This is a genomic window from Haloferax profundi (assembly GCF_001469865.1).
GTDB classification, from domain to species: Archaea; Halobacteriota; Halobacteria; order Halobacteriales; family Haloferacaceae; genus Haloferax; species Haloferax profundi.
Window position 1 is genome coordinate 1 of record NZ_LOPV01000492.1, and the last position, 19,038, is coordinate 19,038.

18 protein-coding genes are annotated in these 19,038 nt (G+C 63.3%); 6 read left to right on the forward strand and 12 right to left on the reverse strand.

Going from position 1 to position 19,038, the window contains the following annotated elements; translation table 11 throughout:
- Both AUR66_RS23370 and AUR66_RS15840 read right to left on the reverse strand, forming a co-directional pair.
- Positions 1–156: DUF7546 family protein (locus tag AUR66_RS23370; protein ID WP_449271644.1), on the reverse strand; the 156-nt coding region annotated here is incomplete at its 3' end.
- Positions 157–158: 2 nt separating this feature from the next.
- Positions 159–1,568 (reverse strand): heme o synthase, encoded by a 1,410-nt coding sequence (locus AUR66_RS15840; protein WP_058573232.1) that lies wholly within the window; start codon positions 1,566–1,568, stop codon positions 159–161.
- A 162-nt stretch (positions 1,569–1,730) separates the two neighbouring features.
- Here AUR66_RS15840 and coxB point away from each other — a divergent pair, with 162 nt between their 5' ends.
- Positions 1,731–2,441, forward strand: a complete 711-nt coding sequence (gene coxB / locus AUR66_RS15845; protein ID WP_058573216.1) for a cytochrome c oxidase subunit II — start codon at positions 1,731–1,733, stop codon at positions 2,439–2,441.
- Positions 2,442–2,557: 116 nt separating this feature from the next.
- Here coxB and AUR66_RS15850 read toward each other — a convergent pair whose 3' ends face one another.
- Positions 2,558–2,986, reverse strand: coding sequence for an adenylyltransferase/cytidyltransferase family protein (locus AUR66_RS15850; RefSeq protein ID WP_058573217.1), 429 nt, complete (start codon positions 2,984–2,986; stop codon positions 2,558–2,560).
- A complete protein-coding gene (locus AUR66_RS15855; RefSeq protein ID WP_058573218.1) occupies positions 2,983–3,468 on the reverse strand; it encodes a Mov34/MPN/PAD-1 family protein in 486 nt (161 codons plus the stop codon). The genes AUR66_RS15850 and AUR66_RS15855 overlap by 4 nt, the downstream gene beginning before the upstream one ends.
- Before the next feature lie 105 nt (positions 3,469–3,573).
- On the opposite strand from AUR66_RS15855, the gene AUR66_RS15860 reads away from it, so the two are divergent.
- Together AUR66_RS15860 and AUR66_RS15865 are read left to right on the forward strand one after the other, a co-directional pair.
- Positions 3,574–4,428 carry a fructosamine kinase family protein gene (locus AUR66_RS15860; protein WP_058573219.1) on the forward strand — a complete coding sequence of 285 codons (855 nt, stop codon included), beginning with the start codon at positions 3,574–3,576 and terminating at the stop codon, positions 4,426–4,428.
- A gap of 74 nt (positions 4,429–4,502) precedes the next feature.
- Entirely contained in the window at positions 4,503–6,404 is a 1,902-nt protein-coding gene (locus AUR66_RS15865) for a DHH family phosphoesterase (RefSeq protein WP_058573220.1), read from the forward strand.
- Between the two features lie 24 nt (positions 6,405–6,428).
- Here AUR66_RS15865 and AUR66_RS15870 read toward each other — a convergent pair whose 3' ends face one another.
- From AUR66_RS15870 to AUR66_RS15890, 5 genes are all read right to left on the reverse strand, one after another.
- The gene (locus tag AUR66_RS15870; protein ID WP_058573221.1) at positions 6,429–8,021 is read right to left on the reverse strand and encodes a phospholipase D-like domain-containing protein; all 1,593 of its coding nucleotides are present in this window, start codon (positions 8,019–8,021) and stop codon (positions 6,429–6,431) included.
- Between the two features lie 68 nt (positions 8,022–8,089).
- Positions 8,090–9,307, reverse strand: a complete 1,218-nt coding sequence (locus AUR66_RS15875) for an SMP-30/gluconolactonase/LRE family protein (RefSeq protein WP_082682243.1) — start codon at positions 9,305–9,307, stop codon at positions 8,090–8,092.
- Positions 9,308–9,683: 376 nt separating this feature from the next.
- Complete coding sequence (locus tag AUR66_RS15880) at positions 9,684–10,721, reverse strand: SMP-30/gluconolactonase/LRE family protein (RefSeq protein WP_082682244.1); 1,038 nt, start codon at positions 10,719–10,721, stop codon at positions 9,684–9,686.
- A gap of 311 nt (positions 10,722–11,032) precedes the next feature.
- Complete coding sequence (locus tag AUR66_RS15885; protein ID WP_197409819.1) at positions 11,033–12,400, reverse strand: SMP-30/gluconolactonase/LRE family protein; 1,368 nt, start codon at positions 12,398–12,400, stop codon at positions 11,033–11,035.
- A 390-nt stretch (positions 12,401–12,790) separates the two neighbouring features.
- The gene (locus AUR66_RS15890) at positions 12,791–14,050 is read right to left on the reverse strand and encodes a HEAT repeat domain-containing protein (protein ID WP_058573225.1); all 1,260 of its coding nucleotides are present in this window, start codon (positions 14,048–14,050) and stop codon (positions 12,791–12,793) included.
- 125 nt (positions 14,051–14,175) lie between these two features.
- On the opposite strand from AUR66_RS15890, the gene AUR66_RS15895 reads away from it, so the two are divergent.
- From AUR66_RS15895 to AUR66_RS15905, 3 genes are all read left to right on the forward strand, one after another.
- On the forward strand, positions 14,176–14,940 hold the full coding sequence (locus AUR66_RS15895) for a carbon-nitrogen hydrolase family protein (RefSeq protein WP_058573226.1): 765 nt from the start codon (positions 14,176–14,178) through the stop codon (positions 14,938–14,940).
- A 91-nt stretch (positions 14,941–15,031) separates the two neighbouring features.
- Positions 15,032–16,120, forward strand: a complete 1,089-nt coding sequence (locus AUR66_RS15900) for an NADH:flavin oxidoreductase/NADH oxidase (protein WP_058573227.1) — start codon at positions 15,032–15,034, stop codon at positions 16,118–16,120.
- 65 nt (positions 16,121–16,185) lie between these two features.
- Entirely contained in the window at positions 16,186–16,923 is a 738-nt protein-coding gene (locus AUR66_RS15905; RefSeq protein ID WP_058573228.1) for a DUF7547 family protein, read from the forward strand.
- On the opposite strand, the gene AUR66_RS15910 is transcribed toward AUR66_RS15905, so the two are convergent.
- The 3 genes from AUR66_RS15910 to AUR66_RS15920 form a co-directional block, all read right to left on the reverse strand.
- Entirely contained in the window at positions 16,917–17,384 is a 468-nt protein-coding gene (locus tag AUR66_RS15910; RefSeq protein ID WP_058573229.1) for a hypothetical protein, read from the reverse strand. The genes AUR66_RS15905 and AUR66_RS15910 overlap by 7 nt on opposite strands.
- Positions 17,385–17,453: 69 nt before the next feature.
- Positions 17,454–17,831, reverse strand: coding sequence for an OB-fold domain-containing protein (locus AUR66_RS15915; protein ID WP_058573230.1), 378 nt, complete (start codon positions 17,829–17,831; stop codon positions 17,454–17,456).
- Positions 17,831–18,982: a thiolase domain-containing protein gene (locus AUR66_RS15920; RefSeq protein ID WP_058573231.1), complete on the reverse strand. Its 1,152-nt coding sequence runs from the start codon at positions 18,980–18,982 to the stop codon at positions 17,831–17,833. Before AUR66_RS15920 ends, AUR66_RS15915 begins: the two co-directional genes overlap by 1 nt.
- Between the last annotated feature and the right edge of the window lie 56 nt (positions 18,983–19,038).

Genomic DNA, 19,038 nt, shown 5'->3' on the forward strand with positions numbered 1-19,038 from the left:
CCACGTGACGCCGTAGACGGCGTACCGGGGTGCGCCGACGCTCGCGTCGGTGAACAACAGGTAGGCGAACGCCAGAATCAGCGTCGTGTTCACGGCGAACGCTGCGCGGAGGAGGCTGGACCGGGACGGACGGGGGAGGGCGGTTGCGGTTGCCATGTTCAGAGGGCGAGGGTGTCGACGACGATGGCGAGGAGCAACATCCCGAGGTACGCGTTCGAGGCGTGGAATGCGCGGAACGCTGCCGTGTCGTCGCGTTCGTAGTGCAAGCGCACGACGAAGTAGAGGAACGCGCCACCGAAGACGACGCTCGTCAGGAAGTAGACGACACCCAGTGCGTCCATGACGGCGAGGCCGGCGGCGGCGATGAGGGTGGCACCGAGCCACCAGACGATGTGTTTTCGCGTCTCGGTCTCACCGCGGACGACGGGCATCATCGGGAAGCCACCACGGGCGTAGTCGTCCTTGTACGCGAGCGCGAGGTTGTAGAAGTGCGCCGGCGTCCACAGGAAGATGACGATGGCGAGGACGATGCCACCGAGGCCGATTTCGCCGGTCACCGCGACCCATCCGATGAGTGCCGGGAGCGCGCCCGCCGCGCCGCCGATGACCGTGTTCTGGACGGTGTTCGGCTTCAGGATGAGCGTGTAGACGACGCTGTAGAACGCGATTGCGACGAGGCCGAGGACGGCGGCGAGCCAATTCACGCTCGCGAAGAGCGCTACCGACGCGAGTGCGAGGACGACGCCGAACGCGATTGCGTTGCGGACGGGGACGAGGTCCACCGCGAGTGGTCGGTCGCTCGTCCGTTGCATCCGGCGGTCCACGTCGCGTTCGAGGACGTGGTTGAACGTCCCCGAGGCACCGATAGAGAGGACGCCACCGCCGAGTGTCGCGAGGAGCGTGTACGTCGAGAGGCCGGACGAGACGGTTGCGGCGAGCGTCATCGCCGCCGAGGCGACGAGACACAGGAGCCACATCAGACGTGGCTTCATCAGACGGAAGTACGCCCACGCCGTCGCCTTCGCTCGAGCGACAGGTTCGGTCGGGACTGCCGGCCGTTCCTGTTCTTCTGCCGGTGGGAGGTCCCGTGACGGTGCGTCGACCGGTTTGTCGGTCGGGTCACCAGTTACTTCTTCGAGTGTCCACGCCAGCGCGACGAGGAGGCCACCGAAGATGGCCATCCCTACCACGAGGTGGAGTGTCGAGAGCGATGCACTTGCGCCGACGGTTGCGACGACTGCACCCAGTCCCGCCTGTACCGGGTAGAGCGCTGCCGATGCGGTCACTGTGGCTTTCACCCGGCGGGACGCGTCAGAGCGCCACGCCGAGACGAGCGTCACGAGTGCCAAGAGACCGACGAGGACGGCGGCGATGCGGTGGCCGAACGCGACCCACCCGTCCATCGTCGATGGAAGTGTGAGCCCATCGCCACACGCGGGCCACGCAGTACACGCGGCTGCCGCATCAGTGAGCGCCGTCGTCGCGCCGACGAGAAGTAGCACGTAGACTCCCATCGCCGTCGCAGCGAGGAGGCCGTGGAACGTGTTCGAAGCGCGCGTCGTGGCCACGATATTCACCTACGGGGCGATTAGGCCGTCCCGTATTTAGGACCCCCGCTTTTTACTCCGCGTGGTGACCGTAGCCTCCCGCCATATGTGGGGCGGCCGTTGATAAACGACGGCGTGAGAGTCGGTACGCATTTATGCGGTTGTTCCTAACTCCCGATCAGCATGAGAAAGACGCGCTTCGCGCTCGCGTCCCTGCTTGCAGCGGTCGTGATGGCACTCGTTGCCACCCCCGCCGCGGCGCAGGCGTCCACAACGTCGGAGCTCATCAACCAACTGAACGGGAAGCTTCTGTACGTCGCTATCCCGATTACCGTGCTGGTCGAGGTCATCCTCCTCTACACGGTCATCAAGTTCCGCAACAGCGAGCGCGCACTGCCGACCAAGGAGAACCGCCGACTCGAAATCACGTGGACCATCGCCACCGCCATCATCCTGCTGTTCGTCGGCGTCGCCTCCTACGGTGTGCTGGCAAACGAGGACGTCACCTACCAGGGTAACGAGATCGACGCGGCCGAAGACCCGGTCGTCGTCACGGCAGAAGCCTACCAGTGGGGCTGGAACATGTACTACCCCGAAGAGGGTAACTTCACTACGGGCAACGAAATCGTCATCCCGAAAGACCGGCCTGTCTACTTCCAGGTGACGGCGACTGACGTGATACACGGCTTCCACGTCCCGGAACTCGCGCTCAAGCAGGACGCGATGCCCGGTTCGACGAACACGATTCGGACCGTCGCCAACGAGGAAGGCACCTATCAGGGCTACTGTACTGAGTACTGTGGTGTCGCTCACTCGCAGATGTACTTCACCGTCGAAGTCGTCTCCGAAGAAGAGTACCAAAACTGGCTCGACGAGCAGCAGTCCAGCGAGTAACCCGCTCGTTTTTTCCACCTTCTCTGTCCGGTGAGTGGTGTCGCTGTCACTCGCCGAGCGGTCGACTGAACTGACGTATAACTCGCGGAGTCGCGACGCGCCGAACGAAAACGGTGTCAGCAGCGTCGTTCGACGATACGGTCGATGATGCGCCCCGTCGAGAGGACTTCGTCGTCGGACGACGGGTCACGGGGCGTCGCGCGGGCGACTTCGCAGTCGATGCCACGTTCGGCGAGGGCGGCTTCGAGTGCTTCCTCGTCGTGGTGTTGGTCGTACCCGAGGACGATGACGCTGGGGGCTATCTCCTCGATAGGGACGAAGATGTCGTCGGGGTGGCCGAGGTGCGCTTCGTCCACGACGTCGAGAGCGGCGACCATGTCGCGGCGCTGTCGGTCGCCGAGAATCGGTTTCGGCTTGTGCGTCACGTTCTCTCTGCGCGCGATGATGACGTGGAGTTCGTCGCCCATCGCTTTCGCGTCCGACAGGTAGTGAACGTGGCCGGGGTGGAGGATGTCGAACGTTCCCTGTGCAATAACTCGTCTCATCGGTCTAACTCCTCGTCGATGTCTTCCTGTGTGAAGTCGAAGAACGATTCTGGGTCCGGCAGGTCCACGTTGTAGACCGGCAGGTCGCGCGGGTCGCCGGACTGGTCGAACGTCTTCCAGTCGTTCGGGCCGTACGGATGGCCCATGATGATGTGTGCGGTTCCACTCCCGAAGGTGTCGAGGTCCGCGTCGCTCGGGCGGAGAACGCCGTTCGGATGCGAGTGAATCGACCCGACGGCCCGGAAGTCGTTCGGCACGAAGTTGGTCTTGATGGTCGCACTAAACGGGTCCGAGACGGTCCCGGGGATTATCAGCACGTCCGTCACGAGAAGACCGTCGCGGTCGAGGCCGAGTTGCTGGGCGTCCTCGCCGCGGAGCAGTCCCATGTACTCGTTCGGATGTGTCTCCGCTGCTGCTTCGAGCGCGAAGTCGAGGGCCTCGGCGGCGATTCCGATGACCTCCCGCGACCGGAAGAGTCGCATACCGATTCGTCCGCGGGCGCTCCATCTAAGGGTTCCGGAACGCCCGATGGTCGTGCGGCGACCGAACCGTCATACTGAGGTTCTCGCGGCCGACAGTTCACCGACGTGACGCTTTCAGGAGCTATCATCGAGCGCGTGGCACGCGCGCTCGGGACGGATGCAGACGGTATCTCGTCGTCAGAACTCGACGGCGGCCACGTCGGGCGTGTCTATCGACTCGACGTCCCGAACTGGCGGCCCCTCGTCGTCAAAGTCGGCGACACACCACTCGACGTCGAAGCCGCGATGCTCGACGCACTCCGCCAGACCGGCCTCCCCGTTCCGCGCGTGTACGCTGCAGACCCGGACTTCCTCGTCCTCGAGTACGTCGACGGCGAGTCTACACTCGACGAACGGGCCGAACGTGACCTCGCCACTCACCTCGCCTCACTTCACGAGACGACGGCACCGGCGTTCGGGTTTCCGTACGACACCCTCTCGGGGCCGTATCGGCAACCGAACCCGTGGACCGACTCCTGGGTCGAGTTCTTCCGCGACCAGCGTCTCCTCCCGTGGACCGACGCGGCAGTCGATGCGGGCCTCCCGGCGTCGACCGCTGAGCGAATCGAGGCCGTCGCCTCGGACCTCGACATCCTCGTCACGGAACCGACGGCACCGCGACTCGTCCACGGCGACGTCTGGGAGGCCAACCTTCGCGTCGAAGATGGCCGCGTCGTCGCGTTCTTGGACCCGGCGTGTTACTACGCGCACCCAGAGGTCGAACTCGCGTACGTCGACTGGTTCGACGGGGTCGGTGACGCGTTCTTCGACGCGTACGACGAACGGCGCGGAATCGACGCCGGGTTCTTCGAGCAGCGCTCACCCGTCTACGCGCTCTTTCCCCTTCTCGAACACGTTCGCGTGTTCGGGTCGGCGTACGTCCCCGAGGTTCGGGAGGCGTTGGACGCCATTGGATACTGAGACCCCCAGCGAGTCCGAGCCGCTCACGAGACGCTTTTGTAAAGCTTAACACCAACCCCCGACCTAGCCAGACTATGAGCGACGAGCACGCCGGGGATTCCGGCGCCGACTCGGGTCCGAATTCGGACTCACGACCTATCGTCTACGATCTTGCACCGAACTGTACCGTCGAAGACACCGAAACCGACGCACACTACCACGCCGTCGTCAACGGCGTCGTGGAGTACGGCATCTTCGTCGACATCTCCGACTCTGTCTCTGGTCTCATCCACGAGTCGAACCTCTCGACGGACTACGAGGTCGGCGACCGTCTCGTCGTCCGCCTCGACGAAGTCCGCGAGAACGGCGACATCGCGTTCGTCGAAGATACGCCGGACAACTACCGGACGCTGACGGTCGACCACGAACCGACCATCACGCCTATCGCCGACATCACGGTCGGTGAGACGGTCACCATCGAAGGCGTCGTCGCCCAGATCAAGCAGACGGGTGGTCCCACTGTCTTCCGCATCGCCGACGACTCGGGAATCGTCGCCGCCGCCGCCTTCGAAGAGGCCGGTGTCCGCGCGTTCCCCCACGTCGAACTCGACGACGTCATCCGCATGAGCGGGACTGTCGAGGACCACGAAGGGACGCGCCAACTCGAAGTGGATGGTCTCTCCGTCCTCGAAGACGAGGCGGCGACCGAGGCACGAGAGCGAATCGACGCCGCGTTCGACGAACGCGCCGAACCCGAAGACGTCGACCCACTCGTCGAGTGGCCAGCGTTCGAAAAGCTCCGTTCGGACCTCGAAGACGTGGCCCGACTTCTGCGCCGCACGGTCCTCGAAGGCCGCCCGATTCGCGTCCGCCACCACGCCGACGGTGACGGCATGTGTGCGTCCGTTCCGGTCCAACTGGCGCTCGAACGACTCATCACCGAGGTCCACGACGACGCCGACGCGCCGCGACACCTGTTCAAGCGCCTGCCGAGCAAGGCACCGTTCTACGAGATGGAAGACGTGACGCGCGACCTGAACTTCGCACTCGAAGGCCGCGCCCGCCACGGTCAGCGTCTTCCCTTCCTCTTGATGCTCGACAACGGGTCGACCGAAGAGGACGTGCCCGCCTACGAGAACCTCGCGCACTACGACGTGCCCATCGCCGTCGTCGACCACCACCATCCGGACCCCGAGGCAGTCAACCCACTCCTCGACGCACACGTCAACCCGTACCTCCACGACGAGGACTACCGCATCACGACGGGTATGATGTGTGTCGAACTCGCGCGGATGATTCACCCCGACGTGACCGACGAACTGCGTCACGTCCCCGCCGTCGCGGGTCTCTCGGACCGCTCGAAGGCCGAGGTCATGGACGACTACATCGCGCTGGCCGAAGCGGAAGGCTACGACCGCGACGAACTCCTCGACGTCGGTGAGGCACTCGACTACGCCGCACACTGGCTTCGGTACAACGACGGTGCGTCCATCGTCAACGACGTGCTCAACGTCGGCTGCGACGACGAAGGACGGCACCGTGAACTCGTCGAGTTCCTCTCGTCGCGTGCCGAACGCGACGTCGAGCGCCAACTCGAAGCGGCCGAACCACACCTCGAACACGAACGCCTCGACAGCGGTGCTAACCTCTACCGCATCGACCTCGACAAGTGGGCCCACCGCTTTACCTACCCCGCACCGGGGAAGACCACGGGGAAACTTCACGACAAGAAGGTCACCGAGACTGGCGAACCGGTCATCACCATCGGCTACGGTCCGGACTTCGCCGTCCTCCGCTCTGACGGCGTCCGCCTCGACATCCCACGGATGGTCGCCGAACTGAACGAGGAAGTCGTCGGCGGTGGCGTCTCCGGTGGCGGCCACCTCGTCGTCGGGTCCATCAAGTTCGTCAGCGGCATGCGCGAGGAAGTCATCGACACACTCGTCGAGAAGATGGCAGAAGCCGACATCGACGAAGAACTCTCGACGACGGCGTAAGCCGACGCGAGACCGACCGCCGTCTCATTCTTCGAACTCCACTCGCCTGAGCGCCGCCAGTGCGACGAGGATGGCCACCGCCGCCGCACCGACCAGCGTCGGCCGTGCCCCTCGCCGACTCGCGGTCCAGTCTGTCTCGAACACGTCGCGGTAGTAGGTCGCCGCCGCGGGGTCGGAGAGCACGACAGCGACCTCACGGTTCTCCCGCGCCGAGTGTCGATTCCAGTTGAGACTCCCGACGATGACCGTGTCGTCGGCGACGACGCCCTTCGCGTGAACCGCGCCGTATCGCCCGGCAGGACGTGCGAGTCGAACCGACAACGGGTGGCCGGTTCGGTCGGCCCAGCGGTTCAATCGGTCCGCGAGTTCCCGGTTCTCGTCGTCGACGTACCACGCACTCCCGAGGAGCAATCGGACGCGGACGCCTCGTTTCGCTGCTCGTTTGAGGGCGACGACGAACGGTCCGTCGGCTTCGACACTCGGTTGTATCACGTCGATTCGGCGGTCTGCACCGTCCAGTCGCGTGACGACTGCCTGCTCTGCGTTGTCGGGCGCGTGGATGACCGAGATGCGGTCGACATCGATTGTCGTTGGTACGACGTGTGCCGGATACGACCCGTTGGCCACGTCGGTGACGACGAACTGGCGGCCAGTTCGATACGTCTCCCACGACTGGGTCGCAGGCAGGTTCGAATCGTTCGCGAACGTCGTCGCGAGGTCGGTAGCGACGGCAGGTGAGTGGACGACGACGCCCCATCCACGACTCTTTCGACCGCCTGTGCCGGACGGTTTCCAGTTCTCTGTGGTGACGAGTGCCTCGTCGTCGACGACGGCGTACTTCGCGTGGTGAAACGAGTACGGGTCGCCGACGACGCGGACGGTGATGCCTGCCATCGCGAGTCTGTCGAGGACACGGGCGGACGTGCGTGGAAAGCCCCCTACGGGCGCGTCGTCTACGAGCACTCTGACGCGAACGCCTCGCTCGTGGGCCGCGACGAGTTCGTCGGCGATACGGGGAGAGGAGACGACGTAGCCAGCGAGCAGGATTCGCCCGTCGGCACCACGGAGCGTCTCTACTGGGACGGTCGGCGAGTCGGGAAGGACGAACAGAGTCGACTCGGCTGGGCCGTGCGTCGTGACGTTCCGCCGGGGAAGCGTTCGCGGCCACCACTCCCACGCGCCCGTAGGTCCATCACGCCGTTCGAGTCGTTCGCCCTCTCGACTCCGGTCGTATACGAGTCGGTCGACGACACGTCCGTCCACGCTGAGCGTCACGGTCTCACCGCCGTTCGCGAGGGCGAGGCCGGGAGCGACGGTCGGATAGTCTGTGAGGGTAGCCGTCGCTGCGGGGTTCGACGTGACAGCGATGGGGCCACCGGGAGCGACGAACGAGACCTGTTGCTCGCCATCGTCGAGGACGAGAGTGGTCCCTTCGGAGGCACGGACGACGACGAATTCGCCACGGTCGTCCGGCGTCGTCGGGTCCGGCAGTGCCGAGAGGATGCGAGCGTCGGAGTCCGACGCTGTCGTCGCTGGTGGCGGGTCGATAGCAGTCGCGACCGGTGCGGGGACGACGGTTGCGAGCACGATGACGGCGAGGACGACCCGGTGGAACACACTCCGCGGTGGTCCCGTGATGGTTCAAAAAGGTTCGTAGTGGTCGTCTGTGTGCTCTCGCTGTCTGCTCAACGTTCGACCGGGAGGCCTGCGACACCAACGTCGAGTTTCATGAAGCTCGGCTTCGGGTCGTCAGAGAACGCGAGGTTGACGATGAACACGGACGTTTCTTCGTCCGCTGTGGTGCCGAAAGTCACGTCAGCGGGGTTGTCGAGGACGGGTTCGTCGTCCACGTCGCAATCTTGGTCGCGGTCCTGGTCGCGGTCCGGTTCACCGTCTTGGTCTGGGCCGCGGTCCTGAGCCTGTTCTTGTTCGCGGTCGCGGTCTGTGTCGTCTTCCACTCCGTCGTCCTCCTGGTCGTTCTCCGCGAGGACTTCGACGTCACCGCTCGGCGAGACACGGACGATTCTATTGCCTCTGTTGTCCGCGACGTACAGATTTTCGTCGACGTCCATCGCGAGACCATCTGGCCCGACCAGTCCGTCGACGAACACCGATGCCTCTCCCGCGCTCCCGTCTTCGTTGACGGGAATCTCGACAATCGTTCCGGCAGCGATGTTGGTCACGTAGACAGTCTTCCCGTCTTTCGAGACCTGGATGCCGTCGGCCCCTAAGTCCTCACCGCCCACGAGGAGCGAGCTATCGGACCACACCGATGTCTCGTCTCTTCGAACTTGCCATACCACGCCACTGAGGCTGTCCGTGACGAGCAGGGAGTCACCGAAGAGAGTAAGATCGTTCGGGAACGTGAGCGCACCTTCTGCGAGCGGTGTAATCGCTGCGTACAGTTCCGGTTCTTCTCCCTCTTTGACGGTCCAGATGCCGTTCGTCGCAGACTCTCCAGGGTCTTGTTCAAGCTTGTCGAAGTCGCTGGCGAAGCACACGTACACCGTCCCGTCCGAGTCGACTTCGAGACCGACTGTTCCGACGAGGAAGGTTCCGCTGACTTGGAACGTCGCGAAGGGCGGGATTCCCTCCACTGCGTTCGGTTGGAGCAGTTCGTTGTCTGGTCCGAACTTCCAGATGTGCCCGAGTGAGGCGATGCTCACGTACTTGTTGCCGTCGGTGTCGATGGCGACGTTCTCTGGGAGTTCGCCGGGGAACGTCATCTGTGGAGTCGGTCGAGCGAACTCGTACAGTACATCTAACTCACCGACATCAGACCCGTCCGCCTGCGTCGCTGCCGCCGTCGGTACGTCGCTGGACGCGAGGCAACCGGCGGTGAGTGCCACCCCGCCTGCCCCCACGGCCTTCAGCATCGTTCTTCGAGATACGAATGTTGTCATGTTGTGTTCACCACCATCTTGTCCCGCCCCAATCGGGGCAAATAGCTGCCGACGCGTCTCCCGATGGGCGTTCACTTAAGCCTACTACCTATTACATAATTGTTATATTTGGTGCAGGACAAGTCATACATCTGTAAAGTAACGTTACACAAACCAACAATCTGTTTAAATGTCAGATATCGGCGCAGCTGTCTCGAATGGAGCGTTGAAGTGGCGGCTCGTGCTATGTGTCGATTAATTCCACTGGCCGAGTGGCCCGGCCACGATGATAGCGAGTCCGGTAGCGACGAGGACGACCCGATGGAACAGACTCCGCGGTGGTTCCGTCTTGGTTCAAAAAGTTCGTCGGCGCGTGGTCAGCGCACTACTCGGTGATTCACCGACGAATCGGGAGACCCGGGACGCCGACGTCGAGTTTCAACAGTGCTGGGTTGGGATTCGACGAGAACGCGAGGTTGACGATGAACAGCGATTTCTGCTCGCCGCGTGCGGTACCGAACGTCACGTCTGCCGGGAAGTCGAGTGGCGACCCGCTGGCGAGTGGTTCCGTGGTCCCGTCAGACGACACACAGACGATTTGGTTTCCGGCGTTGTCCGCGACGTAGACGTTTTCTTTGGTGTCCAACGCGATCCCATCGGGGGCAATGAGGCCCCCCGTGAACGTAGTGGGGGTTCCCGAACTCCCGTCCTCGTTGACTGGGATTTTGATGATTTCCCCCGTCGCGTTGTTCGAGACGTAGACCGTTTTCTTGTCTTTCGAGAGCGCGATTCCGTTCGCCCCGAACGACCCAGGGGTTCCGGGCGACTGGGGAGGTGCCAACGCTGGCTTGAGAAGTGGGTGGTCTGCCCATGGTTGGGTGGTGTCTTTCCACACTCGCCAGACGACACCAGTGAAGCTATCAGTGACGAGCAGGGAGTCGCCGAACAGCGCGATATCGTTGGGGAAACTCAGCGTGTCGGTGGAAATTTCCGCAAAGAGTTCTTTTTCACCATCTTCGTCGATGGCCCAGACGCCGTTCGTGTCTGCGCCGTTCGTCGCGTAGTCACTCGCGAAACACACGTATACTGTCCCCTGTGGGTCGGCTTCGAGGCCAGTCGGGCCGACAAGGAACGCACCACCGGTGGTAAACTGGGTTAACGGGGCAGAGATGGGTTCGTTACCTGGCGAGAATTTCCATACCTGGCCCTGCGACGAAACACTCACGTACTTGTTTCCTTGCTTGTCGATGGCGACGTTCTCGGGGAGTTCACCGAAGGGAGGTAACTCGGACGGTGTGTCGAAACTGTAGACCTCCTCGACGGTTCCTACTTCCTTGTGTGACTTTGCGGATGCCATCGACACGCCACCGGTGAGCATCATCCCACCGGCACCGAGTGCCTTCAGCATCGTTCTCCGTGAAACGAATTGTGTCATGTTGATTTCTCCATTGTTCGTGCGCCCACACCGAGATGCCACGCTCCCGCTGGCTCTACGAGGGGCGTCTACCGAAACCTACGATGTGTTTGTAGATTGTTATGAAAGCCGTAAGAGAATCACAACGTTTCTGAGAGACAAAGAGGTTCGAGATTCACATTCCGACCCATCAGGGCGATGTCGTCCTCAAAGCAGGACACGTGGGAAAAATATTATTTAGGCGTTATATTGTCTCCATACTCGACCACGTAGCGTACCGTTACTTGAACAAAATTCGGAGGGACGTGGAGTATCCTCGTTTGGATGGATGGTCAGCGTTCGACCCGAAGCCCCTCGATACCAACGTCGAGTTTCACGAAGCTCGGGGTGGGCTCTTCGAACTGCGAGCTGAGCGCGAGGTTGACGATGTACAGCGTCTCGCGCTGGTCGTCCGTGGTTCCGAACGTCACGTCTGCGGGTTGGTCGAGGATTGGGACACCGCCCTCGCTATCTGGTTCGGTCTGGTCGTCTCCTTGTTCGGTAGTCGTGGTTCCATCTTCTGCGGTCGTAGTCCCCTCTTCTGCGGTCGTGGTCCCTGCTTCGTCGGTCGTCGTTTCGTCTTCAGAGGTCGTGGTTCCTGCTTCCGCGGTTGTGGTCCCTTCCTCTGCGGTCGTGGTCTCTTCCTCTGCGGTCGTGGTCCCGTCTTCCGCGGTTGTGGTCCCTTCCTCTGCGGTCGTAGTCCCTTCCTCTGCAGTCGTTGTTCCTGCTTCCGCGGTTGTGGTCCCTTCCTCTGCAGTCGTGGTCTCCTCTTCCGTGGTCGTCTCCTGTCCACCGTCCATCCCCTCGTTCTCTGCGAGCACCTCGACGTCACCGTTCGGTGAGATGCGAAGGATTTGATTGGCACCGTTGTCTGCGACGTAGAGGTTCTCGTCGACGTCCATCGCGAGGCCGTCCGGAGCGACGAGTCCCTCGACGAACACTTCGGGTTCACGTGCGCTTCCGTCGAGCACCGGAATCTCGACAATCGTCCCCTTCGAAGTGTTGGCGACGTAGAGAGTTCGTTTGTCTTCGGTGAACTGGAGTCCGTTCGGTCCGAACTGAGGACCGTCGGCCGTCGGTGCCGGTGGAGCGAGTGGACCAGTCGGGAAGTCGTCCTCACCGTCCCACAACTCACCGGCCCACACCTCTGTCCTCCCTCTCTTGACCTCCCAGATGACGCCGCTGAAACTATCGGTGACGAGTAACGAGTTTTCGAGCAGCGCGATGTCGTTGGGGAACGTCGGGAAGTCCTCGACGTCGTTCGATATCTCTGCGTAGAGTTCGTACTCACCGTTTTCCTCGTCGATTTCGTAGACGCCGTTCGTCTCGGCGTCTTCCGAAGTCGAGAGGTCACTCACGAACGCCGAGTACAGTCTCCCGTTCGGGTCGAATTCGACGCCAGTCGGCCCGACGAGGAACTCTTCTGTCGAATCGAACTGGACGAACGGTTGGTCGACCAGTTCGTCGTCCGGCCCGAACTTCCAAATCTGGACCTGTGATGGGACACTCACGAACTTGTTCCCAAACGGGTCGATTGCGACGTTCTCCGGGAGCTGACCGAAGGGTGGTTCTTGCGGTGAGCCCTCGGGCGGTTCGAACTCGTAGACGAGTTCCAGTTCGCCGACGTCGCTCGACTGCTCGTCTGACTGCCCCGATATCACTGTCGCTCCTCCGGCGAGTACCACTCCGCTCGCGCCGAGTGCCTTCAACGCCGTTCTCCGCGAAATCTTTGTTCTCATGTTAGTTAGCACCATCATCTGCCACCCGTCTCGGAACGACTGCGTGACGTTCCGAGTGGTGTTCAGGAGAGACCTACAATTCCTTGTTGGATTGTTATATTTGAAATAAAATAGGCTCGCTGGACACGAATTAAAGACAGAAATCTGATAGTTAGCTAAGCAGTATGTTAATCCTTACTGTCAGCGGGACGAAGACAGAGAGATGACGTCCCGTTGTTACGACTGCGTTAATCGGGCTCGCGAGCGTGTAATCCGTCGATAGTCGAGACAGTCGGTCGAACAGTCGTGCGCGGAGGTGACGGGTCTGTGCGTTCAGACCGTCGCTTCGGGTTCGACGTCGTCGCCGAGGAACTCGGCAGCGAGTTCGGCCTCGCGCTGGACGATGTACGACCGGTCGTCGACGTACTCGGCGGCCGCTTCGAGGGCCGTCTCGGTGCCAATCTGGCGGAGTGCCCACGCGGCGCTCGCGCGCACGGAGTCCACGTCGTCGTCCGCTAAGACGTCCGTGAGTGGGTCGACGGCGCGCGTGTCACCGAGGATACCGAGGGCACGCGCGGCGGCCGAACGGACGTTCTCGTTCTCCGTGACGAGTTTGTCCGCGAGCGGTTGCGTCGCCTCTTCGGAGCCGATTTCGCCGAGCGCTTTGAACACGACCTTCTGGAGCGCCGGGTCGCTGTCGGTGTCGGCGTAGTCGACGAGCATCTCGACGCCTTCTTCGGCACCCATCTTTCCGATGGCCTTGATAGCGCCCTTGTTTCGGCGCTTGGCCTGTGGTTCGACCGCATCGTACGCGGCCGGGTCGTTCATGCGCGTGAACGCCTCGATGCAGTACTCTTCCATGAAGCCGGACTGGAAGCTCTCGAACGCGAGCGCAATCATGTCGACGTTGCCGCGCTTCTCGTGTTCCTTGAGCGCCGAGAGTTCCGGTGGGTAGTCTTTGTAGTGGCCGAGCACGTCGTAGAAGCCCTGTGCTTGGAGCTTCTCGCGCGTTTCGAGGTCGTCCCACTCTTGCGCGTCGTCGAGGCCGTCGGTCAGGCCGTCGGTGACTTCGATGAGGTCAGCGATGGTCTCCGCGTCCTCGTCGGCGTCGAGGTCAGCCGCTTCGATGGCCGAGATAGCCTCGTCGATGGCGGCCGTGAGGGCCGCTTCGTCGTCGCCGTCGACCGACACGCTGGCGTCGAGGACGCCGCCGAAGTCGTCCGCGAAGGATTCGACTGCGGCGACGATTTCGCCTTCGCCCTGCTCGGTCCAGCGCGTGTCCGTGATGGTGGACTTCGCCTCTTCGAGCGTCTCGATGGCGTCTTCGGCGTAGGGGCCACGCTGCGATTCGAGGTCGTCGCGGAGGTCGGACACCTGCGAGGAGAGTTCCTCGGCAGGGTCGTCTTCGTCCTCGTCGTCGGCCTCGGGCAGGTCTGCGGCCTCGATGTCCGCTTCTATCTCGTCGAGCGTCGCCTCGACGTCGTCGAGGTCGGCTTCGGTTTCAGCCGCTTCGAGGGCCTCCGTTGCCTCGTTCAGGCGTTCGTCGAGGCTCTCGGGTGAGAGTTCCGTCGTATCGTCGTCCCCGTCACTCATATGCCGGAACTGCGTTCGTGTGTAAAAAGAGCGTTTCCCTTCGCTTCGCCCATCGGTGGGGGTGCGACGCGGAACGTTGCCTCTATGCCGAGGTATTTTTTCACCCGGGCGCCGTCTCTTGGGTCGTGACTGGTCCTACCGTCGCTATCCCGCAACTGTCTCTCTCGGACCTCGACGTCGAACAGAACGAGGGCGCAATCAGCGACCGCGCGGCGAAACTGCCCGACAGCGTCGACATCGCGGTCTTCCCCGAGTACGCACTGACGGGGTTCGTCGCCGACAACCGCGCGTTCAGTGGCGCGGTCACGCGCGACCACGCGATTGATTTCCTCGAATCCGTCGCCGCAGACCACGAGTTCGACGTACTCGCCGGATTCCTCGAACGCGACGGCGACACACTCTACAACGCCGCTGCCTACGTCGGGACCGATGGAACGGCCACCGTCTATCGCAAGCGACACCTCTGGGGCGACGAGTCGTCGGTCGTAACGCCCGGTGACGAACTCGTGACCGTCGACACGCCGGCTGGGAAGGCCGGCCTCCTCACTTGCTACGACCTGAACTTCGTTGGCGACAGTGCAGCCATGGCCGACGAACACGTCGATGCGCTCTTCGTCGTCGGCGCGTGGCCCGCCGCCCACTCAGAGAACTGGCGACTACTCTGTCGCGCCCGTGCGCTCGACGGGGTTCGATGGCTGGTTGGCGCAGGTCGCACCGGGAGCGGTTCGGTTCCGGGCGCAGACGAGACAGACTTTGCCGGGCGCTCGCTGGTCGTCAGACCCGACGGCGTCGTCGCGGCGGCGTTGAACCGAGACGAGCGTGACCTCGTGTGGACGCTCGACGGCGATGTCCTCGACGAACAGCGTGCCTTCGTCGGGTCGGTCGACTGACGGCGCTCCTCTTCGGTTGGGCGGCACACCAGAACCGGCCCGCATCACCGGAATCGAGTGGGGTTTTGCCCACGATGACCAACGAGGGACGATGACCGACTCGCTCTTTAGTCCGCTCTCACTGCGGGAGACGGAAGTTTCGAACCGTATCATGGTCTCGCCGATGTGCCAGTACTCGTCGACCGATGGCCTCGCTAACGACTGGCATCTCGTCCACCTCGGCAGTCGAGCAGTCGGCGGCGCTGGAATCGTCATGACCGAAGCGACGGCAATCTCGCCGGAAGGTCGCATCTCGCCGAACGACCTCGGCATCTGGAGCGACGAACACGCCGAGGCACTCGAACGAATCGCGTCGTTCGTGAAGTCGATGGACAGCATCCCGGCGATTCAACTCGCACACGCGGGGCGGAAAGGGAGCAAGTCGCGCCCGTGGGAAGGGAGTGAACCCGTCTTCCCCGAAGACGGTGGGTGGAATCCCGTCGCGCCGAGCGACGTGCCGTGGCCCTACGACGGTGACGCACCCGAACTCCACGAACTGACCACCGACGAGGTCGGCGGCATCGTCGACGACTTCCGCGCGGCAGCAGAGCGCGCCCTCGACGCCGGGTTCGAAATCGCCGAGGTCCACGCCGCACACGGGTATCTCCTCCACGAGTTCCTCTCTCCCGTGACGAACCACCGCGACGACGAGTACGGTGGGTCGTTCGAGAACCGCACGCGAATCGTGCGCGAGGCGACCGAAGCGGTCCGCGAGGTGTGGCCCGACGACAAACCCGTGTTCGTCCGTATCTCGGCGACCGATTGGCTGGACGACCGCGACTCGTGGGACCTCGACCAGTCAGTCCGCCTGTCCGCAGACCTCGCCGACCTCGGCGTCGACCTCGTGGACGTGAGTGCGGGCGGACTCCACCCCGACCAGCAGATTCCGAGTACCGGCCCCGGCTATCAGGTTCCGTACGCCGAACTCATCCGCGAGGAGACCGGCGTCACCGTCGGCGCAGTCGGCGGCATTCGGACGGCCCGACACGCCGACGAACTCGTCCGAAACGGCCGGGCGGACCTCGCAATCGTCGGACGTGAACACCTCCGCGACCCGTACTTCGCGCTCCACGCCGCCGGCGAACTCGGCGTCGACGCCGAGTGGCCACCGCAGTACCGCCGTGCGGTTCCGCGTCGGTAGTCTCCTGAGTATCCTCCCTCCCCACCCCTCGAAGGCTTATCCCCGATGCGGCCCAATCGTGTCGTATGAGCGACCGACGACGGGACGACGACATCCTCGACGTGCTCGACGAACTCGGGGAGACGCTGGACGAACTCGGTTCGGAACTCCGCGAAGAACGTGACCGTGAGGTTCGCGACCGGTTCCGGAATCCGCGCCCGCCGACGTTCGGCGAGGTCATGCGCTTTACCGAGTCGTACACCCTCCCGACTATCATCGCCGTCCTCGAAGCGACCATCGCCTCGCTCGAACTCCTCCGCCGTCTCATTCGTCTCTCGGACCCCGGACGAGTGATGGAAGACCGCCGCACCGACAGCGACATCGACGCGCGGGTGCGCGAGGTCCCTCGGACTGCCGTCTACGGCGTCGAACGCGCCCTCGACGAACTCCGAAAGGCGCTCTCGGAGGCCGACCTGCCGTCGAACTCGGACGCCCGAGATATCATGGAGCACGCTCGCTCACTCGCCGACGAACTCGACGCGCGAATCACTGCCGCGGAGCGAGAACGAACGTCTCGTGAACGCCACTGGCGCGACGAAGAACGGCGCTTCGAGTCGAGTTGGCGGCAGCGAAGCGACGCACGAGGGCGCGACTCGGGGCCAGTCCGAATCGACGTGACCGAAGAAGGCTCCGAGAACGTCGCCGACGACGCCGACGGAGAGAGCGACGACACCCCACAGGTAGACGTCGAAGCCGAGTTAGAGTCCATCAAGCGAGAAGTCGAAGGCGACGACGAAGACGACGAGGAACCGAGCGACTACTGAGTCCCCCCGAGTTCGACCCGGAGAAGGCCAGAGAGCCATCCAGCGAGAGCTAACGAGACGATTCCGGCAGCGCCAGTGACGAGAACGGGCGTCCACTGAGTGCTCACGAGTAGAATTCTGAGGCCGAACAGCAGCGAGAGAGTGCCGACGATAGCCATCGCCCCCGCCGCACCGAGTCGCCACTGCGAGCGGTCGGACTCGCGTACCCACAGACGAAGGCCGTGCGCGACTGCCGCGCCGACGACGCCGAGGCCGACGATGTACGCGGCGAACAGCAAGTCGTAGTTCGAACCGGCGGAGCCGAATGTGAGTTCTATCAGGTCGAATCCGACGACGAGCAGGTAGGTGGGAATCTGGAGGGGTTGGAACTGGACGCCGTACCCGAGGAGGTACAGTCCAGCAAGCACCACAGTCGCGACGACTGCGTCGCGGACGAACGTACCCTGCTGGGTTCGGTTCATACGAGACGTAGAACGTGTAGAAGTATCAACATTCTTGCCGGGAGAAGAGTCCGCGGCGAAGACCGTCGCTCAGACCGGTCTAAACTGGTAGCCGTCCCACGCTTGACTCGCCGGTTCGCGGATTCCCGCGCCGGGTTCGCGGAGTTCCTCGCAGTAGACTGGTTCGACGTCGTCGCCGATTTCGACGTCGTCGTCGTCCGTGACTTGCCCAATCGCGCGCACGGGTTCGCCGTCCACGTCGAACTCGACGATGGCGAGCGTGTTGGGTGCACGAACTCCCGGCGGCGTCGCCGTCGAGGTGGTCCACGTCAGGACGGTCGCTGTGTACTCGCTCAGGTCGACGGTGCCGACCGGTTCTTCGCCGTCGGGGCCGACCGGGTGGCCGGGGTAGGTGATGCTTCCGTCGGGGTAGCGGTACGCTTCCATCGGGGGGTTGTCGTCGGACATTATCGGGACTCCATGATGGTCGTGGTCACGCAGTTGCCGAACCCGCCGACGTTGCACGCGAGGCCGACGTCGGCGTCGACCTGTCGCTTCCCTGCGTCACCGATGAGTTGCTTGTAAATTTCGTACACCTGTGCGACGCCGGACGCGCCGAGGGGGTGGCCCTTCGACTTCAGACCGCCCGAGGTGTTGATGGGGAGGTCACCGTCGCGGTCGGTGACGCCCTCTTCGACGGCTTTCCAGCCTTCACCTTTCTCGAAGAACCCGAGGTCTTCGGACTGGAGGAATTCGAGGATGGTGAACATGTCGTGGAGTTCCGCAACGTCGATGTCTTCGGGTTCGAGGTCCGCCATCTCGTAGGCGATTTCGGAGGAGTTGACGACACCGCCCATCGTGGTCGGGTCGGCGCGTTCGTGGACGACGTGAGTATCCGTCGCGCCGCCGATACCGGAGACGACGACGTAGTCGTCGGTGTACTCGCGGGCGACCGACTCTGGACAGAAGACGAGCGCTGCGGACCCGTCGGTGATGGGACAGAAGTCGTAGAGTCGAAGCGGGTCGGCGACGATTGGCGAGTCCAACACCGTTTCGAGGTCGACTTCCTTGCGGAACTGGGCGTGCGGATTGTCGAGGCCGTTCTTGTGGTTCTTGACGGCGACTTTCCCCAGCGACTCGCGCGGGGCGTCGTACGTGTCGAGGTAGAGTCTGGCCGTGAGTCCCGCGAACGAGGGGAGCGTCACGCCGTGTTTGTACTCGACCGGGTGGGTCAGCGAGGCGATGACGTCCGTCGCCTCCGCCGTCGAGCGGTGAGTCATCTTCTCGCCGCCGACGAGCATGGTCATGTCGGACGCGCCGGAGGCGACCGACTGCCACGCGGCGTAGACGCCTGCGCCGCCGGACGAAGACGTTTGGTCGATTCGGGCGGTGTACGCGGGCATCGCCGCGAGGTCGTGTGCGAGGGCGTTCGGGACCCCTGTCTGGCCCTCGAACTCACCACTCGCCATGTTCGAGACGTAGAGGTGCTCGACTTCGTCGGGCGAGACGTTGGCATCCGTGAGTGCTTTCTGCCCCGCCTCGGCGAGCAACTCCCGAATCCACGCATCGCGCTGCCCGAACTGGGTCATCGATGCACCGATGATCGCTACGCGGTCCATACGCGCACGTCGTCACAGCGCGATTTAAAACCGGCCAATCGTTCGTGGGCGCTCAC